Source organism: Microbacterium sp. GXF7504 (assembly GCF_054798235.1).
This window is the reverse complement of sequence record NZ_JBSJZI010000002.1, coordinates 267,728-294,565: the sequence shown is the minus strand read 5'-3', so window position 1 is coordinate 294,565 and position 26,838 is coordinate 267,728. Positions and strand designations below refer to the sequence as shown.

General features: G+C 71.9%; 21 protein-coding genes and 1 other RNA gene. 11 read left to right on the top strand and 11 right to left on the bottom strand.

Annotated elements, in window-relative coordinates; translation table 11 throughout:
* Positions 1-171 precede the first annotated feature (171 nt).
* Positions 172-1,101, bottom strand: coding sequence for a proteasome assembly chaperone family protein (locus tag ACWAUO_RS05500; RefSeq protein WP_460773751.1), 930 nt, complete (start codon positions 1,099-1,101; stop codon positions 172-174).
* A gap of 64 nt (positions 1,102-1,165) precedes the next feature.
* Between ACWAUO_RS05500 and ACWAUO_RS05495 the strand changes: the two genes are divergently transcribed.
* Genes ACWAUO_RS05495 through sucB form a run of 3 tightly spaced genes read left to right on the top strand, consistent with a single transcriptional unit; the run spans position 1,166 to position 5,791 of the window.
* Positions 1,166-2,629, top strand: a complete 1,464-nt coding sequence (locus ACWAUO_RS05495) for a leucyl aminopeptidase (RefSeq protein WP_460773749.1) — start codon at positions 1,166-1,168, stop codon at positions 2,627-2,629.
* 1 nt (position 2,630) lies between these two features.
* Positions 2,631-3,995: a dihydrolipoyl dehydrogenase gene (gene lpdA, locus ACWAUO_RS05490; RefSeq protein WP_460773748.1), complete on the top strand. Its 1,365-nt coding sequence runs from the start codon at positions 2,631-2,633 to the stop codon at positions 3,993-3,995.
* 53 nt (positions 3,996-4,048) lie between these two features.
* Positions 4,049-5,791 (top strand): 2-oxoglutarate dehydrogenase, E2 component, dihydrolipoamide succinyltransferase, encoded by a 1,743-nt coding sequence (gene sucB, locus ACWAUO_RS05485; RefSeq protein WP_460773747.1) that lies wholly within the window; start codon positions 4,049-4,051, stop codon positions 5,789-5,791.
* Between the two features lie 9 nt (positions 5,792-5,800).
* Here the strand turns inward: sucB and ACWAUO_RS05480 are convergent, their stop codons facing one another.
* Positions 5,801-6,958: a hypothetical protein gene (locus ACWAUO_RS05480; protein ID WP_460773745.1), complete on the bottom strand. Its 1,158-nt coding sequence runs from the start codon at positions 6,956-6,958 to the stop codon at positions 5,801-5,803.
* 115 nt (positions 6,959-7,073) lie between these two features.
* Here ACWAUO_RS05480 and ACWAUO_RS05475 point away from each other — a divergent pair, with 115 nt between their 5' ends.
* Entirely contained in the window at positions 7,074-7,781 is a 708-nt protein-coding gene (locus ACWAUO_RS05475) for a DUF4191 domain-containing protein (protein WP_460773743.1), read from the top strand.
* A gap of 41 nt (positions 7,782-7,822) precedes the next feature.
* On the opposite strand, the gene ACWAUO_RS05470 is transcribed toward ACWAUO_RS05475, so the two are convergent.
* On the bottom strand, positions 7,823-8,224 hold the full coding sequence (locus tag ACWAUO_RS05470; protein ID WP_460773741.1) for an RDD family protein: 402 nt from the start codon (positions 8,222-8,224) through the stop codon (positions 7,823-7,825).
* Between the two features lie 133 nt (positions 8,225-8,357).
* Between ACWAUO_RS05470 and glnA the strand changes: the two genes are divergently transcribed.
* A complete protein-coding gene (gene glnA / locus ACWAUO_RS05465; RefSeq protein ID WP_460773739.1) occupies positions 8,358-9,782 on the top strand; it encodes a type I glutamate--ammonia ligase in 1,425 nt (474 codons plus the stop codon).
* Between the two features lie 103 nt (positions 9,783-9,885).
* Here glnA and ACWAUO_RS05460 read toward each other — a convergent pair whose 3' ends face one another.
* Entirely contained in the window at positions 9,886-10,974 is a 1,089-nt protein-coding gene (locus ACWAUO_RS05460) for an ATP-binding protein (RefSeq protein ID WP_460773737.1), read from the bottom strand.
* Positions 10,975-11,131: 157 nt separating this feature from the next.
* Between ACWAUO_RS05460 and nhaA the strand changes: the two genes are divergently transcribed.
* Positions 11,132-13,003, top strand: a complete 1,872-nt coding sequence (gene nhaA, locus ACWAUO_RS05455) for a Na+/H+ antiporter NhaA (RefSeq protein ID WP_460773736.1) — start codon at positions 11,132-11,134, stop codon at positions 13,001-13,003.
* On the opposite strand, the gene ACWAUO_RS05450 is transcribed toward nhaA, so the two are convergent.
* From ACWAUO_RS05450 to ACWAUO_RS05440, 3 genes are all read right to left on the bottom strand, one after another.
* Complete coding sequence (locus ACWAUO_RS05450) at positions 12,994-15,987, bottom strand: bifunctional [glutamine synthetase] adenylyltransferase/[glutamine synthetase]-adenylyl-L-tyrosine phosphorylase (RefSeq protein ID WP_460773734.1); 2,994 nt, start codon at positions 15,985-15,987, stop codon at positions 12,994-12,996. The two genes, nhaA and ACWAUO_RS05450, sit on opposite strands and share 10 nt — an antisense overlap.
* A gap of 5 nt (positions 15,988-15,992) precedes the next feature.
* Positions 15,993-17,330: a glutamine synthetase family protein gene (locus tag ACWAUO_RS05445; RefSeq protein ID WP_460773733.1), complete on the bottom strand. Its 1,338-nt coding sequence runs from the start codon at positions 17,328-17,330 to the stop codon at positions 15,993-15,995.
* Positions 17,331-17,395: 65 nt separating this feature from the next.
* Entirely contained in the window at positions 17,396-17,581 is a 186-nt protein-coding gene (locus ACWAUO_RS05440) for an SPOR domain-containing protein (protein ID WP_460773732.1), read from the bottom strand.
* Positions 17,582-17,650: 69 nt separating this feature from the next.
* Between ACWAUO_RS05440 and ppgK the strand changes: the two genes are divergently transcribed.
* Both ppgK and ACWAUO_RS05430 read left to right on the top strand, forming a co-directional pair.
* On the top strand, positions 17,651-18,451 hold the full coding sequence (gene ppgK, locus ACWAUO_RS05435; RefSeq protein WP_460773730.1) for a polyphosphate--glucose phosphotransferase: 801 nt from the start codon (positions 17,651-17,653) through the stop codon (positions 18,449-18,451).
* Between the two features lie 47 nt (positions 18,452-18,498).
* Positions 18,499-20,061: a hypothetical protein gene (locus ACWAUO_RS05430; RefSeq protein WP_460773729.1), complete on the top strand. Its 1,563-nt coding sequence runs from the start codon at positions 18,499-18,501 to the stop codon at positions 20,059-20,061.
* Positions 20,062-20,222: 161 nt separating this feature from the next.
* Here the strand turns inward: ACWAUO_RS05430 and rnpB are convergent.
* The 3 genes from rnpB to ACWAUO_RS05415 form a co-directional block, all read right to left on the bottom strand.
* An RNA gene (gene rnpB, locus ACWAUO_RS05425) (RNase P RNA component class A) lies at positions 20,223-20,591 on the bottom strand.
* 14 nt (positions 20,592-20,605) lie between these two features.
* The gene (locus ACWAUO_RS05420) at positions 20,606-22,309 is read right to left on the bottom strand and encodes a bifunctional 3'-5' exonuclease/DNA polymerase (protein ID WP_460773727.1); all 1,704 of its coding nucleotides are present in this window, start codon (positions 22,307-22,309) and stop codon (positions 20,606-20,608) included.
* Positions 22,310-22,321: 12 nt separating this feature from the next.
* Complete coding sequence (locus ACWAUO_RS05415; protein WP_460773726.1) at positions 22,322-23,053, bottom strand: zinc ribbon domain-containing protein; 732 nt, start codon at positions 23,051-23,053, stop codon at positions 22,322-22,324.
* 121 nt (positions 23,054-23,174) lie between these two features.
* Between ACWAUO_RS05415 and ACWAUO_RS05410 the strand changes: the two genes are divergently transcribed.
* Genes ACWAUO_RS05410 through ACWAUO_RS05400 form a run of 3 tightly spaced genes read left to right on the top strand, consistent with a single transcriptional unit; the run spans position 23,175 to position 25,894 of the window.
* Positions 23,175-23,981 carry an ABC transporter ATP-binding protein gene (locus ACWAUO_RS05410; protein WP_460773724.1) on the top strand — a complete coding sequence of 269 codons (807 nt, stop codon included), beginning with the start codon at positions 23,175-23,177 and terminating at the stop codon, positions 23,979-23,981.
* A gap of 54 nt (positions 23,982-24,035) precedes the next feature.
* Positions 24,036-25,037, top strand: a complete 1,002-nt coding sequence (locus tag ACWAUO_RS05405; protein WP_460773723.1) for an aliphatic sulfonate ABC transporter substrate-binding protein — start codon at positions 24,036-24,038, stop codon at positions 25,035-25,037.
* A 26-nt stretch (positions 25,038-25,063) separates the two neighbouring features.
* Complete coding sequence (locus tag ACWAUO_RS05400; RefSeq protein ID WP_460773721.1) at positions 25,064-25,894, top strand: ABC transporter permease; 831 nt, start codon at positions 25,064-25,066, stop codon at positions 25,892-25,894.
* 168 nt (positions 25,895-26,062) lie between these two features.
* On the opposite strand, the gene ACWAUO_RS05395 is transcribed toward ACWAUO_RS05400, so the two are convergent.
* Positions 26,063-26,749: a hypothetical protein gene (locus ACWAUO_RS05395; RefSeq protein ID WP_460773720.1), complete on the bottom strand. Its 687-nt coding sequence runs from the start codon at positions 26,747-26,749 to the stop codon at positions 26,063-26,065.
* Between the last annotated feature and the right edge of the window lie 89 nt (positions 26,750-26,838).

The window sequence follows — 26,838 nt, the reverse complement described above, 5'->3', positions numbered from 1 at the left end:
GGAGTGCCGCGGTCGTTACGGACACGAGTAAGACCCTTGTCAAGTCCTCGGCGATCGGATCACCGGGGTTCGACAACGGGTCGGTCCTCCATTGTCGCATACGCGGGCAAGGATTCCGTCGATCCTGCTCTTGGAAGAACGCGTCGGTGCGCCCGGGCATTCCCGGCGGGATCAGGCCCGTGGGCTCTGGCGGTCCTCGTCGCCCGGGCCGCGGTTGGCGAGGAAGCGTTCCAGCTCGGCCGCGATCTCGTCCGCACTGGGGATGTCGGCCTCGTGCAGCAGCGGGGTCGCCTGCGTCGCGCCCGCCATGTAGGCGTCGTACCGCTCCTCCAGCCCGTGCAGCATCCGCTCGAGTTCGTCGCTCGCCGCGATCTGCTCCGCGACCTTGCCGAGGAACTCCTCGTTGTCGTCGCGCAGGTCGTCGGTGGCGAACACGAGCCCGGTGGCCGCGGTGAGACTGTCGAGCACGGTGATCGCCGCACCCGGGTACTCGGCGTCGCCGAGATAGTGCGGCACGAGGAGCACGAACCCTGCGACCGGCACCCCGGCCTCGGCGAGGCGGTACTCCAGCAGGTGCCCGGCGGTCGCGGGGACCTGCGTGTGCGGCTTCCAGACCGAGTGCTCCTCGACCAGCGCAGCGCGGTTGCCTGAGACGGTGGTGCCGAGCGGGCGGGTGTGCGGCACCGGCATCCCGATCGCGTGCACCCAGGTGACGGAGGACACCGCCGCGTCCTGCGCGAACTCGGTGACGGATGCGGTGAAGCGCTCCCACGCGAAGTCGGGCTCGTAGCCGGCGAGCACGAGGAACGGTTGGCCGAGCGCGTCGTGCGTGAGCGTGAGCTCGAGCCGCGGCGGCCGGTAGTCGGTGAGGTGGTCGGTGTCGAACGCGATGAGGGGGCGTCGTGCGCGGTAGTCCAGCAGCACGTCGTTGTCGTAGCGACGCACCATCGCGTGGCCGAGTTCGTCGCGGAGATACCCCACCGTCTGCGACACGGCGGAGCCCGCGTCGGTGAATCCGGTCAGCAGCACGACCAGCGGCAGCCCGGCCGGGACGACCGGCGCCGGGTCGGCGGGCTCGAAGACGGGGATGTCGAACGGCATGCTCCCATGCTACGAGTCCACACGCGCCCGAGGGCGGAGGCCGGCGTCCGCCTACGATGGGGGGATGCCGTACCCCGCGCTGTCCGTGTCCGCATCCGACCTGCGCACCTCCGGTGCCGACGCCGCCGTCATCGTGCTGCCCCCGCCCGCCGACCCGTTCTACGAGGACGACGCCTGGGCCGGACTCGGTGCACGCCTCCGACGACTGGGCTTCTCCGGCTCGGCCGGGTCGTTCCTCCGCGTCGACGCCCCCGAGGTCTTCGACGGACCGCTCGCGGTCGTCGGCAGCGGCGCGGACCCCGACACCGCGGCGCTGCGTGACGCCGCCGGCGCCGGGATCCGCCAGCTCACCGGATTCGACACCGTCGCACTGGCCGCCCCAGCCGCGACGGGTGCCGCCGCCGCCCTCCTCGAGGGTGCCGGGCTCGGCGGCTACCGCTTCGAGGCGTACAAGCGCACCGCCGCCCCGGCGCGCGCCGCCCGTGTCGTCGTCGTCGCCCCCGATGCGGGCGAGGGCGACGCGGCCGAGGCCGAGGCCGTCGCGGGCGCCGTCGCGCTCGTGAAGGACCTCACCTCCATCCCCGCCGAGTGGCTCGGCCCCGACGACCTGGCACGCCGTGCCGTCGACGCCGTCGAGGGGCTCCCGGTCGAGGTCACCGTGCTCGACGAGGTCGCGATGGCCGAGCAGGGCTTCGGCGGCATCCTCGGTGTCGGGCAGGGCTCGGACCGCCCGCCGCGCTTCGTCCGCCTCGACTACCGTCCCGCCGGCGCGTCGCGGCAGGTCGCGGTCGTCGGCAAGGGCATCACCTTCGACACCGGCGGCCTCTCGCTGAAGCCCGCCGCCTCCATGGTCGGGATGAAGGACGACATGTGCGGCGCGGCCGTCGCCCTCGCCGTCGTCCGTGCTGCCGCGCAGCTGGCCCTGCCGGTCGGCGTCACCGCCTACCTCTGCATCGCCGACAACATGCCGTCGGGTCGCGCGACGCGCCCGGGCGACGTGCTGCGGATGCTGGACGGCACGACCGTCGAGGTGCTGAACACCGACGCCGAGGGCCGCCTCGTGCTCGCCGACGGCATCGCCGCCGCGAGCCGTGACCGGCCGGACCTCATCGTCGACGTGGCGACCCTCACCGGCGCGATCATCGTCGCCCTGGGCACGCGCACGACCGGCGTGTTCGGCGACGACGACGCGGTCGCCGAGTACCTCGCGGCGGCGCGACGCGCGGCAGAACCGTCCTGGCACATGCCACTCCCCGACCACATGGAGGACGAACTCGACTCCCCCATCGCCGATCTCGTGAACGCGAAGATCGGCGACCCGGCCGGGGGCTCGCTGTTCGCCGGCCTCTTCCTGCGCCGCTTCGTCGGCCGGGTCTCGGATGCGGAGGACGCACCGCGGATCCCCTGGCTGCACCTGGACATCGCCGGCTCCGGCTGGCACAAGGGCGGCGCCTACGGCTTCACCGAAAAGGGCGCGACCGGCGCCTCGGTCCGCTCCCTCCTCGAGCTGCTGCGCGGGACGGCCTGACATGGCGGCCGACGTCATCGTCCTCGGCGGCGGCAGCGCGGGGTACGCGCTCGCCCTCCGCGCGGCGGAACTCGGCAAGGAGGTCGTGCTCGTCGAGCGCGACAAGGTGGGCGGCACGTGCCTCCACCGCGGATGCGTGCCGACGAAGGCGCTGCTGCACGTCGCCGAGATCGTCGACGGCATCGGCTCCGCCGCATCCGTCGGCGTCCGCGCGTCCTACGACGGGGTCGACGTCGAGGCGATGCACGCGTTCCGACGCGGCATCGTGGCCAAGAAGCACAAGGGACTCGAGGGTCTGCTCGCCGCGCGGCGGATCACGGTCGTGCACGGCGAGGGCCGTCTGGAGGGCCCGGGCCGCGTGCGCGTCGGCGACGAGCTCCTCGAAGCACCGGACGTCGTGATCGCCACCGGGGCGCGCACCCGTGAACTGCCGGGCGTCCCCGTCGGCGGCCGCGTGCTCACGAGCGAGACCGCGCTCGAGCTCGGCGAGGTCCCCGGGCGGGTCGTCGTGCTCGGCGGCGGGGTCATCGGGGTGGAGTTCGCGAGCCTGTGGCGATCGCTCGGCGCCGACGTCACGATCGTCGAGGCCCTGCCGAGCCTCGTGCCGAACGAGGACGAGACCCTGCGCAAGGGTCTCGAGCGCGCCTTCCGCAAGCGCGGCATCGCGATGCGCACCGGTGTCCGCGTCGCGGGCGTCGTGCAGCAGGACGACGCGGTCACGGTCTCGCTCGAGGCGGGCGACGCCCTCACCGCCGACTACGTGCTCGTCGCGATCGGCCGCGTGCCGGCGATCGACGACCTCGGACTGGATGCCGCCGGCGTCGCCGTGGAACGAGGGTTCGTCGTCGTCGACGACCGGCTGCGCACGAACGTGCCCGGCGTCTGGGCGGTCGGCGACGTCGTGCCCGGTCCGCAGCTCGCGCACCGCGGATTCCAGCACGGGATCTTCGTCGCCGAACAACTGGCCGGCCGTTCCCCCGTCGCCGTGCCCGACGAGGTCGTGCCCCGCATCACCTATTCGCATCCCGAACTCGCCTCGGTGGGCCTCACCCGTGACGCCGCGGCCGAGCGGTTCGGCGAGGACGCGGTCGCCGTCGTCGACTACAACCTGGCCGGCAACGCGCGGAGCGAGATCCTCGGCACCGCGGGCTCGGTGCGCGTCGTCCGCCGCGTCGACGGCCCCGTGGTGGGCGTCCACATGATCGGCGACCGGGTGGGCGAGCTCATCGCGGAGGCGCAGCTCGTCGTCGGGTGGGAGGCGCACCCCGAGGACGTGAAGCCGTACCTGCACGCGCACCCCACGCAGGGCGAGGCGCTCGGCGAGGCGCTGCTGGCCCTCGCGGGCGCTCCGCTGCACACGCTCTGACCCCTGTAGATCACTAAGCTAGACACACACACGTCTTTGAAGGAGCAAATGCCATGAGCACTTCCGTGGTCCTCCCCGCTCTCGGCGAGAGCGTCACCGAGGGAACGGTCACCCGCTGGCTCAAGAACGTCGGCGACACCGTCGCGGTGGATGAGGGCCTGCTCGAGATCTCGACCGACAAGGTCGACACCGAGATCCCCTCGCCCGTCGCGGGCGTCATCGAGGAGATCCTCGTCCAGGAGGACGAGACGGTCGAGGTCGGCGCCGTGCTGGTGAAGATCGGCGACGGCAGCGGTGCCTCGTCCGAGCCCGCCGCCCCCGCCGAGCAGGCCGCGCCCGCGCCCGCCGAAGAGGCTCCGGCTGCTCCCGCCGAGGCGCCCGCTGCCCCGGCCGAGGCGCCCGCCGCGGCGCAGCCCGCGGCCGGTGGCCGCGAGGTCGTGCTCCCCGAGCTCGGTGAGAGCGTGACCGAGGGCACCGTCACCCGCTGGCTGAAGCAGGTCGGTGACGAGGTTGCGGTCGACGAACCGCTCCTGGAGATCTCGACCGACAAGGTCGACACCGAGATCCCCTCGCCGGTCGCCGGCGTCCTGCAGGCGATCCTCGTCCAGGAGGACGAGACCGTCGAGGTCGGTGCCGCCCTGGCGCGCATCGGCGACGGCGCGCCCGCCGCCGCGGAGGCCGCCCCCGAGGCGCCCTCGACCGAGAAGCCGGTCGAGACCGTGCAGGCCGAGGCGGAGTCCGCCCCCGCACCTGCCGCCGCGCCCGCACCGGCGCCCGCCGCGCCCGCACCTGCCCCCGCCGCCGCACCGGCCCCCGCCGCCGCACCGGCCCCCGCCGCCGCACCGGCGCCCGCAGCTCCCGCCGCCGACAGCGCCGAGGACGACGGCCCCACCTACGTCACCCCGCTCGTGCGTCGGCTCGCGCAGCAGCAGGGCGTCGACCTCTCGACCGTCAAGGGGTCGGGCGTCGGCGGCCGCATCCGCAAGGAGGACGTGCTCAAGGCCGCCGAGGCGAAGCAGTCCGCCCCGGCAGCAGCCGCCGCACCTGCCGCGCCCGCCGCGCCGAAGCTCGAGGTCTCGCCGCTGCGCGGCACGACCCAGCCGATGTCGCGTCTGCGCAAGGTGCTCGCCGAGCGCGCGGTCGCGTCGATGCAGCAGACCGCGCAGCTGACCACCGTCGTCGAGGTCGACGTCACGAAGCTCGCCGCCTACCGCGACCAGGTGAAGGCCGACTTCCAGGCGAAGACCGGCGACAAGCTGTCGTTCCTGCCCTTCTTCGCCCTCGCCGCCGCCGAGGCGCTGCAGGCGTACCCCGTCATCAACGCGACCGTCGACGGCGACCAGATCGTCTACCCCGCGAGCGAGAACCTCTCCATCGCGGTCGACACCGAGCGCGGCCTGCTCACCCCGGTCGTCCGCAACGCGGGCGACAAGGACATCGCGCAGATCGCCCACGAGATCGCCGACCTCGCAGCCCGGACGCGTGAGAACAAGCTGAAGCCCGACGAGCTCGCCGGCGGCACCTTCACGCTGACCAACACGGGTTCGCGCGGCGCGCTGTTCGACACCCCGGTCGTCTTCCTCCCGCAGAGCGCGATCCTCGGCACCGGCGTCGTGTTCAAGCGCCCCGGGGTCGTGACGGTCGACGGCAAGGACGCGATCTCGGTCCGCTCGTACGTGTTCCTCGCCCTGTCGTACGACCACCGCGTCATCGACGGCGCGGACGCCGCCCGCTTCCTCTCGGCCGTCAAGGCGCGCCTCGAGGCCGCGGACTTCGCGGGGTCGCTCGGCATCTGAGCCCACTGCTCATGGCTGGTCCGCGGCGTCATAGACGTCGCGGACCAGCCATTCGCCGTCTCTGGCGACGATGAGCACGATCTGCGCCGCCCCGTCCGAGCCCTGCACGCGGACGACCGCGATCCCGCCCAGGTGGTCGACGAGCGAGGCGGATGCGGCGGGGTCGTCGCGGGCGGGACCCGCCGGCAGGCTCTTCGCCGGGTCCTCCATGACCTCGGCCAGGCAGGCGGCGTCCCCCGCACACCCGCGGGCCTGCCCGAGGAGCGCGACCGCCCGGGAGACGGGGTCGCCGGCATCCGCCACGGCGGCAACCGGCGGCGGATCGGCCGGCTCGACCGGCTCGGTCGACGTGGCCACCGTCTCCGCCGTCGCCGCCGGGTCCTGATCAACCGGCCAGGCGAGCCCGACCACGACCACCAGGAGCGCCGCCGCGGCCGCGGTCCCCGCGGTGAGCCTGCGGTCCCCGCGCAGCCGCCGCACCGAGCGCCACACGGCGACGCCCGCGTCCGAGACCGCGGCGCCCGGCCCCGCGCCGCGCGAGCGCGACCGGCCGCGCGGCGAGCGTCCACGGCGCCGCGACGCCCGGGTCTCGGGCTCCGTCCGCTGGAGCGCGGCAGGGGCCCCGAGCGTGAACAGCCGGTCCTCCCAGCCGTCCAGCGGCAGCGGTTCGGCCTCCTCCAGTTCGGCCGCGAGCTCGTCCAGCACCTCCTGTGCCGCGCCGATGTCGGCGGCCCGCAGGAGCGCGGCCGCGCCGGTGCGGAGCGCGGTCCCTCCTGCGACGGGGACGAACACCGGTCGCCCGTCGGGATCGCACCACCACTCACCGAGCAGGTCGGGCTCGGCCGCGCCGACCGCGCGGACGATGCTGACAGCCAGCGTGACCGCCGCACCCGGCCCACCGGTCGGTGCGGGTTCGAGGCGCCGCTCCACGAGCGGCATGCGCACGACGTGTCCGTCCGCGGTGCGGAAGACCTCGACCGGCCGCAGCACATGCTCGGCGGACGCACCGAAGGCGCCGGGCGAGAGGTCGGCCGCGTCCACGAGGAACCCGCGCCCGTCTCCCGCACCGACCAGCGCCGCCGGCCACGGGGCGGCGGGCGGCTCCACCCGCCGGAGCACGGGTGGCAGTGCATCCGCGAGCAGGTCGGGCCGGCGCTGATCGATCACCCGTCGAGCGTGACCGACCCCGGCGCCCGGATGCCGGCCGCAGCCGTTTCCGTGCGTGAGCTCCCGGCCGACCGGTCTGGGGAGGAGAGGTGGTCCCGGCCGGTAGGCTGGAGGTATGGCCCGCAGCACGACCCCGGAGAAGCGTCCCGGTTTCTTCTCCCAGCTCAAGACCCTCTTCCGCTTCACCAAGGACGAGTACCCCTGGCTGCCCTGGCTGCTCGCGGCGATCATCGTCGTGGCGATCGCGCTCGGCGTCGGGGTCGGCTTCCTCATCCCGCCGGCGGCGATCTGGAGCATCATCCTGTGGGGCTTCACCGGCCTCCTCGTAGGTTTCCTCGCCTCGATGATGACCATGACGCGCCTGTCGACGACCGCCATGTACAAGAAGATCGACGGCATGCCCGGCGCCGCCGGTCACGTGCTGAGCACGTCCCTGGGGCGCAAATGGCAGGCGAGCGAGATGCCCGTCGGCGTGAACCCCCGCACGCAGGAGGCCGTCTACCGCGCGATCGGCCGCGGCGGTGTCGTCATCGTCGGCGAGGGCGCCCGTGGGCGGCTCACCCGTCTGGTGGCCGACGAGAAGGCGAAGATCAAGCGCGTCGCCTCGGGTGTGCCCGTCACCGTGCTGTACGTCGGCCATGGCGATGACGAGGTCGAGATCGGCAAGCTGTCGAAGACGATCAAGGCGCTCCCGAACGCGATCGACCGGCCCACCATGGCGGCCGTGATCAAGCGCGTCGACTCCGTGTCGCAGTCGCTGTCGTCGCTGCCGATCCCGAAGGGCATCGACCCCACGCGGGTGCGCGCCCCGCGTCCGCGCTGACGCGCGGCATCCGTCCTGCGACGTTCGGCGGTCGGTACGGTTCAGCCTCGGATGAGGACCGTGCCGGCCGCCTTGTCGTGCAGGCCGCGCTGGTCGGCGTCCCAGATCGCGGCGGGGATGACCAGGACGAGGAGCACCGTGCGCACGATCGGACGCCACAGGCCCGTCCAGCCGCCGCCGAGGCGGAGGAGCCGAAGGCCGACGATGCGGTGCCCCGGGCTCCCGCCGATGAGCGGGATGAACACGATCTGCACCACGGCGAACACCGCCATGGTCGCGAAGCCGTCGTAGGCGAAGAACGCGATGGAGATCACGGTCGCGCAGGCCCAGTCGATGAGCAGCGCGCCCAGGCGCCGGCCGACCCTCGCGACACTCCCCCGGCCGGTGTTCGGAAGACCCAGTCGTTCGCCGGGATAGCTGGATGTTTCGGGGGTTTCGGGCACGCCCCAAGCCTAATCCGGGACGCGTAACATGCCGGAAACATGAGAGACACCCCAGGGCAACGCCTCCGGGATACGTTCGAGGAAACCCGCCCCGGCGGGGGACTTTCCCGAATGCCCTACCTCTGGAGTCTCCATGTTCCGTGATTCATCCGAGGTGCTGAAGTTCATCAAGGACGAGGACGTCAAGTTCCTCGACATCCGCTTCACGGATCTGCCTGGTGTGCAGCAGCACTTCAACATCCCCGCGTCGACCGTCGACGAGGAGTTCTTCACCGTCGGCCAGCTGTTCGACGGGTCCTCGATCCGCGGCTTCGCGAACATCCACGAGTCGGACATGCAGCTGATCCCGGACGTGACGACGGCCTACGTCGACCAGTTCCGCGAGGCGAAGACCCTCGTCATGCTCTTCGACATCTACAACCCGCGCAACGGCGAGATCTACCACAAGGACCCGCGTCAGGTCGCCAAGAAGGCCGAGAAGTACCTCGCCTCCACCGGCATCGCGGACACCGCCTTCTTCGCCCCCGAGGCGGAGTTCTACATCTTCGACGACGTCCGCTACGACGTCTCGCAGAACTCGAGCTTCTACCGCGTCGACTCCGAGGAGGGCGCGTGGAACACCGGTCGTGAGGAAGAGGGCGGCAACCTGGGCAACAAGACCGCCTACAAGGGCGGCTACTTCCCGGTCGCCCCGGTCGACAAGACCGCCGACCTCCGTGACGCCATCACGCTGAACCTCATCGAGGCGGGCTTCCACCTCGAGCGTTCGCACCACGAGGTGGGCACCGGTGGCCAGCAGGAGATCAACTACCGCTTCGACACCATGGTGCACGCGGCCGACGACATCCTGAAGTTCAAGTACATCGTCAAGAACACCGCGGACCAGTGGGGCAAGGTCGCGACCTTCATGCCCAAGCCGCTGTTCGGCGACAACGGCTCCGGCATGCACACGCACCAGTCGCTGTGGCTCGAGGGCAAGCCGCTGTTCTACGACGAGAAGGGCTACGGCGGCCTGTCCGACACCGCCCGCTGGTACATCGGCGGTCTGCTCAAGCACGCCCCGGCCGTCCTCGCCTTCACCAACCCGACGCTGAACTCGTACAAGCGCCTGGTCAAGGGCTACGAGGCCCCGGTCAACCTGGTCTACTCGGCGGGCAACCGCTCCGCCGCGGTCCGCATCCCGATCACGGGGTCGAACCCGAAGGCCAAGCGCATCGAGTTCCGCGCCCCCGACGCCTCCGGCAACCCGTACCTCGCGTTCGCCGCGCAGATGATGGCCGGCCTCGACGGCATCATCAACCGCATCGAGCCGCACGAGCCGGTCGACAAGGACCTGTACGAGCTTCCCCCGGAGGAGGCCAAGAACATCCCGCAGGTCCCGAACTCGCTCCTCGACTCGCTCGAGGCGCTGCGCAACGACCACGAGTTCCTGACCCGCGGCAACGTGTTCACGCCCGAGCTGATCGAGACCTGGATCGAGTACAAGATCGAGAACGAGATCAAGCCGATGGCCGCTCGCCCGCACCCGTTCGAGTACGAGCTGTACTTCGGCGTCTGAGCGACGACACACACGCGGAAGGCCCCCGAGGAGCGATCCTCGGGGGCCTTCCCGTTTCTCCGCCGCGCGGTGCAGGATGCGGCGGAACCGCGCGGCGCGGGACTCAGTCCTCGCGGAGCGGGACCTTCACGTCGCCGCCCGCCTCCTCGGTGAGCCGGTCCCCCATCTGCACGAACGTCGGCTGCGGGATGAACCCGCCGGCGAACAGCGCCTGCCCCTGCGCGAAGTTCTGCGCGCGGCGGACGGCGTCCTCCGGGGCGAAACCGAACACGTCGGCGAGCTCGGCGAGGTCGCGCGGCGCGTTCACCCGCATGAGGCCGAGGTTGTCGCACTGCGACAGCACGTTCGGGTGGATCTTCGTGGGCCGCTGCGTCGACAGGAACAGCCACAGACCGAACTTGCGGCCCTCGGCGGCGATCTGGATGAGCTGCTGCGTCAGCATCCGCTCCACCGCCGTCTGCGGCTCGGGCGAGCAGAGGTTGTGCGCCTCGTCGATGACGATGAGGATCGGACGCCGCTCCTCGCGACGGGCCCACAGGTGCTCCAGCACGGCGAGGGCGGCCACACGCGACTCGGCGGGGTGGTCGAAGCCGCCGAGGTCGAGCACGCTCGCCCGGGGGCGCTCGTCGATGACGTCCACGACCGACGCCCGGCCGCGCGACCACAGGTCCCACTCGAGCACCTGCAGGTTCTCCATGCGGTTCGCCAGGCGGATGCGGGCGGGGTCGCCGGTGGCGCGGAGGAACATGACGAGCTGCCGCGAGTCGAACTCCGCCGCGTTCCCCTCCGAGTGCAGGAGCACGTTGTACTCCTCCGCATCCGCGATCGGATCCATCTGCAGCACGGCCGCCTTCGCCGCGGGCGACAGGTCGAGGTAGCGGGTGCGCAGCCGCTCCCCCTCGGCGCTGCCGGAACGGAACACGCGGATGTCGCTCTCCGCGATCCGCGACGCAGCCGCGGGGTCGGCCGTCGTGCGGGTCTCACGCAGGCGCACGAAGTCCGCGTTCGGGTCGAGCACGAGGATCGGCAGCTCGGTGTGCAGGAGCAGCTGCTCGAGCACCACGCCGAGTGCGTAGGTCTTGCCGCTGCCGCTCTGCCCGCACCAGAAGGTGTGCCGGTTGAACCGGCGGGGATCGAGCTGGACGGGGCTGGCCGGGTCGCCGAGTGCGCTGCCGATGGTGAGTGCGGACATGGGTTCCTCTCGTCTTCTGATCCAGCATGCCCTGTCGGCGGCCGTGTCGGGAATTCCGACGCCCGGCGGACGGTTGCGGACCTCACACCCGGGATGCTGGCGGTCGCGGCCGCCGGCTCCTACAGTGTCCGTAGCCGCCGCCGTGAGGATCCCCCAGATGACCGAACTGCCCCTGGCCCAGCCGCCCGTCTCCGAGGACCGGAGCGGTCCCGACCGCCGCACCCGGCACCCCTCGATCGCCGAACGGGTCCGGAACGCCGGTCAGGCGCGGATCGGCGCGGTCCTGCTGCTGGTCGGCACCGCGGCGGCGATCCTCTGGGCGAACCTCGCGGGCGGGGCGTACGACGCGTTCTGGGACACCCACCTGGTGCTCGGCGTGAACGACCTGCAGCTCGAGTTCACCCTGCACTCCGCGGTCAACGACGCGCTCATGGCGATCTTCTTCTTCACCGTCGGGCTGGAGGTGCGGCGCGAGTTCGCGATCGGCGAGCTGACGAGCTGGTCGCGTGCCCTCGTCCCCGTGGTCGCTGCCCTCGCCGGGCTCGCGGTGCCGGCGCTCCTGTACGTGATGGTCGCGCAGGGGTCCGGGTACGAGCACGCCTGGGGGATCGTCATCTCGACCGACACGGCCTTCCTCGTCGGCGCGCTCGCCCTCATCGGGCCGCGCGTCCCGGGCCGGCTGCGCGTCTTCCTCCTCGCCCTCGCCGTCGTCGACGACATCGGGGCGCTCTCGATCATCGCGCTCGTCTACACCGAGGACTTCAACCCGCTCCCCCTCGTCGTCGCCGCGATCGGTCTCGTGGGCGTGTACCTCACCCGGTACCTCCGCGGCGGGCGAGGCCCGGTCTACGGCACGCTCGCGATCATCGTGTGGCTCGCGTTCCTCGCCTCCGGCGTGCACCCGACGCTCGCCGGCGTCGCGATCGCGCTCCTCGTGCCGGTGTACCGGCCCAACCGGCGCGACGTCGAGCACGCGCTCGAACTCGCCCGCACCTTCCGCCAGTCGCCCAACAGCGACTACGCCCGCGCCGCGGCCAACAGCCTGCGCGAGTCGATCTCCATCAACGAGCGGCTGCAGTCGGCGTACGCGCCCTATGTCGCGTACGTGATCCTGCCGCTGTTCGCGCTCGCCAACGCCGGGGTGGTCGTCACCCCGGAGATCCTCGCCGGCGCGCTCGTCTCCCCCGTCACCTGGGGCGTGGTGATCGGCCTCGTCCTCGGCAAGTTCGTCGGCATCGCCGGCTCCACCGCCCTCATGCGGCTGTTCCGGCTGGGCGATTTCGGTCCGGGCCTGACGATGGAACGGATCGCCGGCGGCGCCGCCCTCAGCGGCATCGGCTTCACGATCTCGCTCTTCATCGTCGACCTCGCGATCGACGATCCGACGGTGCAGAACGAGGCCCGTGTCGGCGTGCTCGCCGCATCCGTCATCGCGTTCCTGCTCGCGACGCTCATCTTCCGCGTCGGAGAGGCGCTGCGTCCCGCGCCGGAGACCGGACTCACGCTCGTGCGGCCGGTGGACCCGGCGCGCGACCACGTGTTCGGCCCCGACGACGCCGAGTACACGATCGTCGAGTACGGCGACTTCCAGTGCGAGTTCTGCCTCAAGGCGTCCGGGTCGATCCAGCAGGTGCACGACCGCATCGGGGACCGGCTGCGGTACGTGTGGCGGCACGCGCCGCTCGAGCGGCAGCATCCGAACGCGCTGGCGGATGCGGAGGCGGCCGAGGCGGCGTCGCTCCAAGGCCGGTTCTGGGAGTTCCAGCGGGGGCTGTTCGCCGATCAGGAGAACCAGCGGCCCTCCGACATCCTGCGGCTCGCCGACCGGCTGGGCCTCGACGTCGACCGGTTCGAGCGCGACCTCGGCTCTGCGGCCGTGACCGGTCGCGTGCAGGACGACATGCTCGACGCGGAGGCGATGAACATCACCTCCGTGCCGACGCTGTTCGTGAACGGCCGGCGCCACACCGGCCCGTACGACGCGAACTCGCTCCTGCGGGCGCTGGGCGTGCCCGAGGATCAGCCGTAGAAGAGCTTCTCGAACACGCGGCGGGCACGCCGGGCCGTCCGCATCCAGTCCTCCTCGACGAGCGTCGCCGAGCGGGCCGGGTACTCCAGCAGTCGGCCGATGCCGTCGAGACGCTGCCGGTCGGCGGGCAGCACGTCGCTCGTCTGTCCGGACAGCAGCGTGTTCGCCGACCGCAGGCGGCTCGCCAGTCGCCACGCCTCGGCGAGCCGCGCGGACGCGGACTCCGGGATGAGGCCCACCTCGGTCGCGGCCTGGAGCGCCGCCGTGGTCGACGTCGTCCGCAGCCCTGGCACGGCGTGGGCGTGCTGCAGCTGGAGCGACTGCACGAGCCACTCGACGTCGCTGAGCCCACCGGGGCCGAGCTTCAGGTGGCGCGAGGGGTCGGCACCCTGCGGCAGCCGTTCGCTCTCCACCCGTGCCTTGATGCGTTTGATCTCGCGGAGCCCCTGCGGGTCGGCGGATGCGGGATACCTGACGCTGTCGGCGAGTTCGGTGAACGCGGCGATGAGCTTGACGCTCCCCGCGACGCCGCGCGCCCGCAGCAGCGCCTGCGCCTCCCACGACAGCGACCACCGACGGTAGTACTCGGCGTACGCGTCGAGCGAGCGCACGAGGGGGCCGTTGCGCCCCTCGGGGCGGAGGTCCGCGTCCAGGTCGAGCGGTACGCGGTGATCCTCGGAGTGCTGGCGGAGCCCGGCGACGAGCTTCAACGACAGCTGGTGCGCCCGCTCCGGGTCGACGCCGTTCGGACGGTACACGTAGAGCACGTCGGCGTCCGAACCGAACCCGAGCTCGCTCCCGCCGAAGCGTCCCATGGCGATGACGGAGAAGTCGAGCGCGTCGTCCTCGGGCGGCACGACCTCGCGCCGGACGGCGCGCAGGGTGGCCTGGATCGTCACCTCGGTGACGACCGTCAGCGCCTCCGCGAGCTCCTCGATCGTGAGGACGCCCGTCACCGCCGCCATCGCGATCCGCAGCAGTTCGCGGCGGCGGAGCGCCCGCACCGCGCGCATGGCGTCCTCGATGGTCTCGTGCCGGGTCTGGATCGCCCTGGCCTCCTGCTCCAGGGCGGCGCCGGTGCGGGGCCGGAGCTGGTCCGTGTCGTCGAGCCAGGCGACCGACTCGGGGATCCACTCCATGAGCTCCCCGATGTACCGGGAGCCCGACAGCACCCGGGTGAGGCTCTCGGCGGCGCCCGCCGAGTCGCGCAGGATGCGGAGGAACCAGGGCGTGTCGCCGAGCCGTTCGCTGATGCGGCGGAACGAGATGAGTCCGTAGTCCGGGTCGACGCCGTCGCCGAACCAGCGCAGCATCACCGGCATGAGGTGCCGCTGGATGGTGGCCTTGCGGCTGATGCCGGAGGTCAGCGCGCCGATGTGCCGGAGCGCACCGACCGGGTCGCGGAACCCGATGGCGGCGAGGCGGTCGTGCGCCTGTGCGGGCGAGAGCGACCGCTCCGCCTCGGGGAGGGCTGCGACGGCCGAGAGCAGGGGCCGGTAGAACAGACGCACGTGGATCTCACGCACCTCGCGCTTGATCCGTTCCCAGAGCACCCACACGCCGTCGGCCGTGTCGGCGAGCCCGCTCGCGCGGGCGAGGATCCGCTGGTCCTCCGTCGCCGCGGGCATGAGGTGCGTGCGCTTGAGCCCTCGGAGCTGGAGCCGGTGCTCGAGCACGCGCAGCATCCGGTAGTCGCCTTCGAAGGCCGCGGCGTCCGAGCGCCCGATGTAGCCCTCGGCGACGAGCGCGTCGAGGGCTGCCAGCGTGCCGCGCTGCCGGATGCGGTCGTCGCTCAGCCCGTGCACGAGCTGCAGCAGCTGCACCGTGAACTCGACGTCGCGGATGCCGCCGGCACCGAGCTTCAGCTGGTAGGGGCGCTCCTCGACCGGGATGTGCTCGGTGACGCGTTCCCGCATCCGCTGCACACTGTCGACGAAGTTCTCACGCGCCGCGCTCGTCCACACCTTCGGCTGCAGCGCCTCGACGTAGGCCTCGCCGAGCCCGAGATCGCCGGCGACCGGACGGGCCTTCAGCAGCGCCTGGAACTCCCAGCTCTTCGCCCACCGCTCGTAGTACGACAGGTGGGAATCGAGGGTCCGCACGAGCGCACCCTGCTTGCCCTCCGGGCGGAGGTTCGCGTCGACCTCCCAGAGCGCCGGTTCGATGTCGGCGGCGGAGATCGCCTGCATGGTGTGGCTGGCCAGGCGCGTCGCGATGTCGATCACCCGGCTCTCGCCGAGCTCCTCGCGCACGGCGTCGTCGGCCCCGCACACGAAGATCACGTCCACGTCGCTGACGTAGTTCAGCTCGCGCGCACCGGTCTTGCCCATGCCCACGATCGCGAGCCGCGTCGCCGCGACATGCTCGCGCGGGAACAGCGCCCGGCCGCTGCTGATGCGCGTGCGGGCGATCGCGAGGGCCGCCTCCAGGGCCGCGGCGGCAGCATCCGCGAGCGTCGCCGCGACGTCGGCGAGGGCGCCGACCGGGTCGCCGCTCAGCAGGTCGTACACCGCGATCCGCGCCACCCAGCGCCGGTAGCCGACGCGCAGCGCGGTGACCGCCGCCTCGCCGCCGTCCTCGGCGAACCCGTCAGCGGCGCCGACCGCGGCGAGCAGTCCGTCGCGCAGGTCGTCCGCGGTGGGGAGCGACCCGCCGGCAGTGGCGAGGTCGGCGAGCTCCTCCGGATGCCGGAAGTAGAAGTCGCCGAACCCCTCCGCCGATGCGCCGAGCAGCGCCCACGCCGCCGTGCGCGCGCGGTCGTCGGCGAGCACGCCACGCACCGCCTCCGGCGCGCGTCGGGCGACACGCGCGAGGGCGAGGACGGCGCCGTCCGGGTCGGCCGCGCCGCCGGCGCCGACGAGCCAGGAGGCCCGGTCCAGGCCGACGTGCCCCTCGATCTCGTCGAGCAGCGTCTCGGCCTGGGTGGTGTCGCCGAAACCGAGACGGGCGAGGTCCGTCCGCGACGTGAAGCGGTCGGATGCCATCGGGCTCAGAGCATCTCGAGGTTGCTCTGCAGCTCGAACGGCGTCACCTGGGCGCGGTAGCCGGCCCACTCCTTGCGCTTGTTGAGCAGCACGTAGTTGAAGACCTGCTCGCCGAGCGTCTCGGCGACCAGCTCCGACTCCTCCATGGCCTGCAGGGCCTGGTCGAGGCTCGCCGGCAGCGGCGCGTAGCCGAGCGCACGACGCTCCTGGTCGGTGAGCTGCCAGACGTTGTCCTCGGCCTCGGGCGGGAGTTCGTAGCCCTCCTCGATGCCCTTGAGGCCCGCGGCCAGCATGAGCGCGTAGGCGAGGTACGGGTTCGCGGCCGAGTCGAGGGCGCGGTACTCGACGCGCGACGACTGCCCCTTGTTCGGCTTGTACAGCGGCACGCGGACGAGCGCGGACCGGTTGTTGTGGCCCCAGGTGATGAAGCTCGGCGCCTCGTCGCCGCCCCACAGGCGCTTGTACGAGTTGACGAACTGGTTGGTGACCGCCGAGATCTCGTTCGCGTGGCGGAGGAGCCCGGCGATGAACTGCCGGCCGGTCTTGGAGAGCTGGTACTGGGCGCCCTCTTCGTAGAACGCGTTGACGTCGCCCTCGAACAGCGACATGTGCGTGTGCATGCCGGAGCCGGGGTGGTCGCCGAGGGGCTTCGGCATGAACGTGGCGTACACGCCCTGCTCGATCGCGACCTCCTTGACGACCGTGCGGAACGTCATGATGTTGTCGGCCGTGGTGAGCGCGTCGGCGTACCGCAGGTCGATCTCGTTCTGACCGGGGCCGCCCTCGTGGTGGCTGTACTCGACCGAGATGCCGAGGTCCTCCAGCATCCGCACGGAGCGACGACGGAAGTCGTGCGCCGTGCCGCCGGGGACGTTGTCGAAGTAGCCGGCGGAGTCGACCGGCTCGGGGCCGTTCGGGCCGTACGACGAGGACTTCAGCAGGTAGAACTCGATCTCGGGGTGCGTGTAGAAGGTGAACCCGGCGTCGGCCGCCTTCGCCAGCGTGCGCTTGAGCACGTGGCGCGGGTCGGCGACCGCGGGCTGTCCGTCGGGCGTCGTGATGTCGCAGAACATCCGCGCGGTCGGGTCGATCTCGCCGCGCCAGGGCAGCACCTGGAACGTCGTGGGGTCCGGGACCGCGAGCAGGTCGGACTCGTACGAGCGGGTGAGTCCCTCGATCGCGGAGCCGTCGAAGCCGAGCCCCTCGTTGAACGCGCCCTCGACCTCCGCCGGTGCGATCGCGACCGACTTGAGCGTGCCGATGACGTCGGTGAACCAGAGGCGCACGAACTTGATGCCGCGCTCCTCGATCGTGCGCAGAACGAAGTCCCGCTGCTTGTCCATGGTGTCCCCTCTACGGACCGGTCGTCCGGCCTCGTCCCAATGCTAGGCGTCCGCGCGGCGGACGCTCAGTCGTCCTCGCGCGCGTCTTCCTCGGCCCACTGCCGGGAGCGCTCGCGGATGATGTCGGGCGCCTTCGCCGCCTCCTCCGGAGAGTCGAACGGACCCGCGCGGTCGACCGCGGGCGACTCGAAGCCACGCTCGACCTGTCCGGTCTTGAGGTTGTACCAGTACTTCTCGCTGTCGTCGCTCACGGTTCGCTCCTCGTCGATGCCTGGCTCGATCCTACTGATGCACGGGACCGCTGTCGGTAGGGTGGATGCATGGCATCGCAGAGCGCACGGGCGGTCGGGATCGACATCGGCGGCACCGGGATCAAGGGCGGCATCGTCGACCTGGAGAAGGGTGAACTCATCAGCGACCGGATCAAGGTCGCCACCCCCGCCGGAGCGCAGCCCGAGGACGTGCTCGGCGCGGTCCGGGAGGTGCTGCAGCGGCTCGAGGTCACTGACTCCGACTACCCGCTCGGCGTCGCGTTCCCTGCCATCGTGAAGAACGGCCGCACCCTGTCCGCCGCGAACGTGTCGGACAAGTGGATCGACTTCCCCGCCGAGGACTTCTTCGAGGAGGGCCTGGGCCGTGACATCCACTTCGCCAACGACGCCGACGTCGCCGGCGTCGCCGAGCTGCGGTTCGGTGCGGCCAAGGACGTGCGTGGGCTCACGATCCTCACGACCCTCGGCACCGGCATCGGCTCGGCGATGATCTACGAGGGCACCCTCATTCCGAACTCCGAGCTCGGCCACCTGCAGCGCGCGAAGCACGGCAAGGATGCGGAGGCGTACGCCGCCTACTCCGCGATGGAGCGCGACGACCTCAGCTGGTCGAAGTGGGCCGACCGGCTGCAGTGGTACTACAGCCACGTCGAGTTCCTCTTCTCCCCCGACCTGTTCATCGTCGGCGGCGGCGTGTCGAAGCACGCGGACAAGTTCCTCCACCTGCTCGACCTGAAGACCCCGATCGTGCCCGCGGTGCACCGCAACAACGCCGGCATCATCGGTGCCGCCGCGCTCTCGCTGGGCGCCGCACCCGAGCACCTCTCGGCCACGACCGCCAAGGCCTGAGCCTCCGGAGGCGGCGGACGCCGCATCCGTCGGTCCGTGCTCGCGCCGTGCCCGCGCTGCGTTCCCCGCGTCGAGAACAGGTGTTTCGGCGACATCAGGGGCATTGCGGCGCAGTTCCTCCTGCGTTCGCCGAATCACCTGTTCCGGGTGTGGCGCGGCGTTCCACGCGTCGCGGTCAATCCCCGGATTCGCACACCCACTCCGCTAACGTTCCGACAACTGTTGTCGACGACGGAGTTGATATGGCAGAGGAACATCCGTGGAACGCCGCTCGTCTCATCCCCACATCAGGGATCCGAGGCGCTGAGGAACAGGAACGGCGGGCGACCTCGGCACTCCTGGCGGTGATGGCGTCGGTACGCGAGTACGGGCGAGCCCTCACGACCCGACTGGGAGCGCCGGCAGGGACGCTCGAGACGTTCATCGAGGTGCCCTTCGAACTCGGAGACAAGAAGGTCTTCCCGGATGGACTCATCCGGGCGAAACGGGGCAGCAGGATCTGGACGGCGCTCGTCGAGGTGAAGACCGGGACGAACGAGCTGCAGCGCGAACAGCTGGAGAACTACCTCGATGTCGCCCGCGAGCACCGCTTCGATGTCCTCCTCACCATCTCCAACGAGATCCCGCCTGCGCCCGGTGTGCATCCGACGGTGGTCGACAAGCGGAAGACGAAGACCGTGCAGATGCACCACCTGTCCTGGACGGAGGTGCTGGCCGCGGCGGTCATGCAGAAGGAGTTCCGGGGCGTGGCGGATCCTGACCAGGCATGGATCCTCGGCGAACTCATCCGCTACCTCGAGCACCCGAACTCGGGTGCGGTCGAGTTCGCAGACATGGGACCGAGCTGGGTGCCGGTTCGGGATGCCGTGACCAGCGGCACGCTCCGCAAGAACGACAAGGATGCAGCGCAGGTCGCCACGCGATTCGACGCGCTCCTGAGGTTCGCGACGCTCAAGCTCGGACAGCGCCTCGGTGCCGATGTGACCCAGGTCCTCTCGAAGGCCGAACTCGCCACGCCGGCGCTCCGGATCACCGCTGTCACCGACATGCTCGTGAACGAGGGGAAGCTGGCGGGCGCGATCCGCATCCCGCATGCCGTGTCGCCGATGACCGTGACCGTCGATGTGCGCGCCGGGCAGATCGCGTGTTCGTTCTCCACGAACGCACCGGCGGAGGGCCGTCCGACCACGAGGGTGAACTGGCTCCTTCGACAGCTGAAGGACGCACCCGACACGCTCCGCCTGGAAGCCTACGCAGCGCGGCAACGCGGAGCCGGTACCGCCGAGCTCCTCGGCACCGCTCGTGAGAACCCCGCGATCCTCATCGCCGATCCCACCAAGGAGATCAAGTCCTTCACGGTGACGTACCTCGGCAAGATGGGTGTTGCCCGCCAGTCCGGCCGGTCGAGCTTCATAGATTCCGTGATGGACGCGATCTTCACCAGCTACGACCTGATCGGACAGCGTCTGAAGGACTGGTCGGCCGCTCCGCCGCGACTCCGCAAGCCGGACGAGGTCGTCGTCGACGAGCGGATTCCGCAGGATCTCCCGTCTGCGGCGATGTCCTCCCAGGACGACGAGCTCCCCGGCGCGACGTCCCCCGGTGATTGAGGTCGCGCATCCCGTGCGCCGGATCAGGTGATTCGGCGGGATCAGGACGTTTCGCGCCCGCATCCACCTGTCTTCGCCGAATCACCTGTTCCGGGCGTTGGTGGTGGCACCGGCGGCGTTTGCCGCGCGCATCGACGGCGGATGCTGCAGGGACGCGGGGGCGAATGGGCCGGCCTGTACGCCGGGTTCTGTCCGGGAGCCGAAGCTCCGTGGACGGTCATCTCTCTCGGCGACACGTTGCCGTGCCGCTCCAGCGGTCTACCCGGGGACTCGGCGGGCCGCGTCGGCATCCCCTGTCTGACCTTGCTCCGGGCGAGGTTTACCGTGCGGGTCGTGTCACCACGACCCCGGTGGTCTCTTACACCACCCTTTCACCCTTACCCCGGTCGGAACCGGGGCGGTCTGCTCTCTGTGGCACTGTCTCGCGGATCACTCCGGGTGGGTGTTACCCACCGCCCTGCCCTGTGGAGCCCGGACGTTCCTCGGCACGGATGCTGACGCATCCGCGACGCGACCGTCCAGCCGACCCATTCGCGTTCCGAGTCTAGTCCGCCGGTCCCCCGCCGATGACGTCCACGTCGAGGGGGAAGTCGACCGGGAACGACCCGAACAGCAGGCGACCGGCCTCCGCGGCCGCGTCCTGGATCGCGGCGACGACGGCGTCCGCGTGCTCCGCCGGCGCGTGCACCATGACCTCGTCGTGGAGGAAGAACACGAGGTGCGGCCGGGTCGCGAAGACCGGACCGGACCGGTCCGCACGGGCACCGGTGGTCTCGCCCAGCGCGTGCAGCCGCGCGCGGATGCCGGCGAGCCAGCACAGCGCCCACTCCGCCGCCGTCCCCTGCACCACGAAGTTGCGGGTGAACCGCCCGCGGTCACCGGCCGCCCGCCGGGCGAGGTCGCGGACCGCCGGGGACGCCCCCTCGGCGCCGGCGTCCGAGGAGAGCGCGAGCCAGGCGGCGTCGGGCGGCGGGGAGGTGCGCCCGAGCCACGTGCGCACCGTCCCGCCGCGCTCGCCCTCCGCCGCCGCGCCGTCGACGACGCCCATCGCGGCCGGGTAGGCCCGCCGGAGCCTCGGCACGAGCCGCCCGCTGTCGCCCTTCGTGCCGCCGTACATCGCACCGAGCACCGCGTACTTCGCCTCCTCGCGCGTCGCGACCGTGCCGGAGGCGACGATCCCGGCGTAGAGGTCGCGCCCGCGGGCCGCCGCCGCGAGGGCGAGGTCGCGCGACATCCCGGCGAGCACGCGCGGTTCGAGCTGCGCCGCATCCGCGTCGACGATCACCCAGCCGGGGTCGGGCCGCACGGCGGGCCGCAGCAGCTTCGGGATCTGCAGCGCCCCGCCGCCGCTGGACGCCCAGCGCCCCGTGACCACGCCGCCGGGCAGGTACACGGGCCGGAACCGCCCGTCGTGCACCCATTCGTCGAGCCACGCCCAGCCGTTCGCCGTGAGCAGGCGCGACAGCCGTTTGTAGGCCAGGAGCGGCTCGATGACAGGATGCTCGTGCTCCCGCAACTCCCACTTGCCCGTCGACGCCACCGGGATGCCCGCCCGTCGGAGCGCCCGCAGCAGTTTCGGCGGCGAGTCGAGACTCACGGTCCGGTCGCCGAGCGCGTCGCGCACGCGTTCGGCGAGCTCCGCCATCCGTGCCGGGGCGCCGCCGCCGGACATGCGCGGTCCGAGGTGCTCGGCGAGGATGCGGCCGTGCACCGCCGCGTCCCACGGCAGCCCCGCCGCGTGCATCTCCTCCGAGACGAGCGCACCGGCGGATTCGCCCTGCAGGAGCATGCGCAGCCGTGCCCGGTCGGGCGCGGCGTCGAGCACGGCGAGCTGGCGGCGCAGCTCCGCGACGGCCTCGTCGGCGGACGGGACGTGACCGGTCTGCAGCGTGAACAGGCCCTCGTCCTGCGTGGGCGCGGCCTCCCCGTCCCACGCGTCGAGCGGGCCGAGGGCGCCTGCGCCGGCGGGGTCGAGCGCGGCGCGGAGGATGCGGCGGCACAGCCGGAGGTCCCACGCCCGCGCGACCCGGGCGCCGGCGGTCAGCATCCGGCCGTAGGTCTGCGCCGCGTCCGCCCACACCCACCTGGCGCGTGCCCGCGACGCGACGAGCACGGACAGCTCGGATGCGGTCAGCGTGCTGCGAGCGGTCTCGACGCCCGCTGCATCGAGGTCGACGACGACGAACCGGTCGCCGGCGGGCGCGAGCACGGCCCAGTCCGGGCCGCCGGGCTCGCCCTCACCGGACACGGCCGTGTCGCGTCAGAGCCCGGACTCGTTCGTGCGGACCAGGATGGAGCCGCACTCGGGGCAGGTGGCGACCGCGTCGTCCGGGAGCTGACGGAGCGTGTTCAGGTCGGTGCCGGAGAGCATCATGTGGCAACCGGTGCACGTGCGGGCGCGCAGCAATGCGGCACCGGAGCCCCGCAGCGCGGCGCGCTCGTACTCGGCGAGGAGCTCCGCGGGAAGGGAGGCCGCCACGGCGGCCCGGTCGCGCTGCAACTCCTCGATCCGCGCCGCCGCGTCGGCGACGATCGCCTTCGCCTCGGCGGAGAGCCGCGCCCCCTCCTCGTTCGTCTCGGTGACCAGCGCACGCTGCTCGGTGACGGCGGTCTCGGCGACCTCGAGGCGCTCCATGAGCTCGAGCTGCCCGTCCTCCAGGTCGCGCTGGCGACGACGCAGCGACTCGAGCTCGTGCTCGAGGCCCGCCGCATCCTTCGGGCTCGACACGGTCTGCAGCAGCGCGGCGTCGCGGTCCTGCCGCGCACGGACCACCTTGACGTCGGCCTCGATGCGGCCGAGCTCCGCCTGCAGCTCGTCCACGACGTTCTGCCGGTCGGCCAGCTCGCGGCTCAGCACCTGGCGCTGCTCCAGCAGCTCCTTGACCCGCGCGGCCTGCGGCGGGTTGGCGCGGACGTGCTCGGCCTGACGCAGACGGGTGTCGAGGTCTGCGAGATCGAGCAGGCGGAGCTGGTCGGCGGGTGCGGCGTTCACCCCTCCAAACTACGCCAGCACGGCCGCGCCGACTGTTACCTCCTGTGTCGCGCGCGTGGCCCGGCGCCCGCACGGTCCCTATCGTCCTTGGAGACCGCCACCGCCGTTCGAGAGGAACCGGATGTCCGCCGTGCTCACCGACGACGCCGTACAGGCCCCGACCCAGCCCGCCGGCGCGCCGCTGCGCCTGCGCGGACTCGGCCGCGCCTTCGGCGACCACGTGGTGCTGCGCGGCATCGACCTCGACGTGGCACCGGGCGAACTCATCGCGGTGCTCGGGGCCTCGGGCTCGGGCAAGTCCACCCTGCTGCGCATCGTCGGCGGACTGGATGCGGCGACCACCGGCGAGGTGGCGATCGACGGCGCGCCCGTCACCGGCATCGACCCCCGCGTCGCGATCGGCTTCCAGGAGCCCCGGCTGCTGCCCTGGCGTTCGGTCGCGGACAACATCGCGCTCGGGCTTCCCTCGGGGCTCTCGAAGGCGGAACGTTCCGCGCGCATCGCCGAGCTCCTCCGCCTCATCGGTCTCACCGACTTCGCCTCGCACCGCCCGCGGCAGATCTCCGGCGGCATGGCCCAGCGCACCTCGCTCGCCCGGGCGCTCGCCCGCCGCCCCGACGTGCTGCTCCTCGACGAGCCGTTCGGCGCGCTCGACGCGCTCACCCGGCTCCGGATGCAGGACCTGCTCCTGTCCGTCCTCGACGAGGCGCCCACGACCACGCTGCTCGTGACGCACGACGTCGACGAGGCCCTGCAGCTCGCCGACCGCATCATCGTGCTGGGCACCGACGGCGACGCACCCGGCGCCGGGATCCAGCAGCTCCTCACGGTCCCGGGAGACCGGCCCCGCGACCGCGGGTCCGCCGAGCTCGCGCGAATGCGCGCCGACCTCCTGGTCGCGCTCGGCATCGACCGCCACGCGCACTGACCGTCACCTGCACACCTGCACCACACCCTCGCACCGCAACCGAAAGGCACACCCATGTCCCTCCGCCGCCGCACCTTCGGCCTCGCCGCCGGGACCGTCGTCGCCGCGCTCGCCCTCTCCGGCTGCGTCGCCGGCGAGAATGCCGCCGCGCCCGAGGCGTCCGCCGACGCGAAGACCACCACCATCCGCCTCGACTGGGCGACCTACAATCCGCTGAGCCTCATCATCAAGGACCAGGGCTGGCTCGAGGACGCCGGGTACGACGTGGAGTGGACGCAGTCGCTCGGCTCCTCCAAGGCGAACGAGGCCCTCCGCGCCGGCGCGATCGACTTCGGTTCCACCGCCGGGTCCGCGGCGCTCCTCGCCCGCGCGAACGGCGCCCCGCAGCAGATCGTCGACGTCGTCGCGCAGCCCGAGTGGGCGGCGCTCGTCGTGCCCGCGGGCAGCGACATCACCTCCGTCGAGGACCTCCGCGGCAAGACGGTCGCCGCCGCGCTCGGCACCGACCCGTACTTCTTCCTCGTGCAGGCGCTCGAGGAGCAGGGGCTCTCGGTCGACGACGTGACGGTGGAGAACCTCATCCACGCCGACGGCTGGGCGGCGCTGCAGAGCGGTTCGGTGCAGGCCTGGGCGGGTCTCGACCCGATCATGGCGTCCGCCGAGACCCAGGGCGGCGAACTCCTCTACCGCGACCTCGACCTGAACTCGTACAGCGTGCTGAACGCGTCCGAGCAGATCATCGACGAGCACCCCGAGATCGTGCAGGTCGTCGTCGACGCGTACGAGCAGGCCCGCACCTGGGCCCTCGAGCACCCCGATGAGACGGCGGAGATCCTCGCCGAGGCCGCCGCCATCGACCTCTCCGTCGCGCAGATCGTGGTCGCGGAGCGTTCCGGGCTCGACGTCGACCCGGTCCCCGGCAAGACCCTGTCCGACGTGCTGAAGCCCATCGGCGCCATCCAGGTGCAGATCGGCGACGCTGCGAGCCAGCAGTCCATCGACGACGCCCTCAAGACGCTGTTCGCCCCGCAGTTCGCCGAGCAGGCGATCGGCTGACCGGACCCTCCGAACGGAACACCACGATGAGCACGACCGGTACCGCACCCGTCCGTGACGAGCACGCGGGCGCCGCGCCCGCAGCATCCTCCCCGCTCTCGCGCCGCGGGGTGCGGATCGCGCTCGGCGCGGCACTGCCGGTCGTGCTCGTCGCGGTCTGGTTCCTCATCACGATCCCGGGCGTGGCGATCGTCCCGCCGTACAAGTTCCCGAGCCCGGCCGCGGTCTGGGACGCCGGGGTCTTCCTCGCCGAGCGCGGGGAGCTGTGGCAGTTCACCGCGATCTCGCTCCAGCGCGTGCTCATCGGGTTCGTCATCGGAGGCGTCCTGGGCATCGCGCTGGGCGGGCTCGTGGGACTCTCCCGATTCTGGGACCTCGGCCTCTCCCCCACGCTCGGTGTCATCCGTGCCGTCCCGAGCCTCGCCTGGGTGCCGCTGCTCATCGTCTGGTTCAACATCGGCGAGCAGTCGAAGATCATCCTCATCGCCATCGGCGCGTTCTTCCCGGTCTTCACGACCGTCTCGCTCGCGCTCCGCCACGTGGACGCGCACCTGGTCGAGCTCGGGCGGTCCTTCGGCTTCAGCGGCATCCGGCTGTTCTTCACGGTGCAGCTGCCCGCGGTCCTGCCCGCACTGTTCTCCGGCCTCCGCCTCGCCCTGGTGCAGGCCTGGCTGTTCCTCGTCGCCGCCGAGCTCATCGGCGCGTCGATGGGGCTCGGATTCCTCCTCACCCGCGGCCAGTCGACCGGGCGCGTGGATCAGATCGTGCTCGCCATCATCCTGCTCGCCGTGATCGGCAAGCTCACCGACTCCGTGCTCGCCCTGGTGCAGCGCTGGGCGGTGCGTCGCTGGGGCTGACGTGCAAAACTCAGGACATCCGTCACGGTCGGCCGCGCGAGCCGCGTGATCAGGCGGCCGCGACGCGGATGTCCTGAGTTCTGAACGTGCGGCCGCCCGGTCGCGCCCGAGTGCGAGCACCCGGTGGCGCGACCGGAGCACGGCGCCCCGCGGGGCGCGGCCGCGGCGTCAGCCGGCGCGGTGGGCGCGGTCGCCCACCGCGAACCCGATCGCGGTGACGAGCAACCACAGCGCCCCCGGTGCCGCCGCGATGTACTGCAGCGGCGAGAGCGCGACGAACAGGGTGAGGCCGCCGAGCAGGAGACCCGTCACCGAGATCCAGCGGGGCACGGCCCGGCCACGGCCCGCGGCACCCACCGCCAGCGCCGCGATGCCGCCGCCGAGCCAGAGCCACGGGATCGTCGCGATCCAGTGGGAGTAGAACCCGATGTCGGAGGGCAGGTTGATCGCGGTGTCGGCGGTCCCGAAGAGGAACTCGGTGTCGAGGCCGGTGCCGAGCATCTGCGCGACCGTGACGAGCAGCATCCCGGCGAAGGCCACGGTCGGCACGAGGGATGCTGCCGGCAGCGCCTCCCGGAGGCGGCGCTGCAGTCCGGCGCCGAACAGCAGCACCAGCACGGCGGTCGCGACGGTCACCACGTGGAAGGCGATCATGACGTGGCGTTCGGCCATCAGCCCGTCGTTGATCACGTCGGGGGTGATGACACTGCCGGGGACGTACTCCGGCGAGAGCGTCATCGACAGGTAGACGCTGGCGATCGAGCCGACACCGGCCAGGATGCCGCTCAGGGCCCAGAGGCGCGGGCGCTGCGTCCGGGTGTGTGCCGGACTCGTCGTCGGGGATGCGGTGGTCATGGGTTCTCCTCGTGAAGGTGGAAGCGCCGGCCCCTCGCCGGCATCCCCAAACCTGTCCGTCCCGGCGTCCTGCCGGGCAGGGGCGAGCG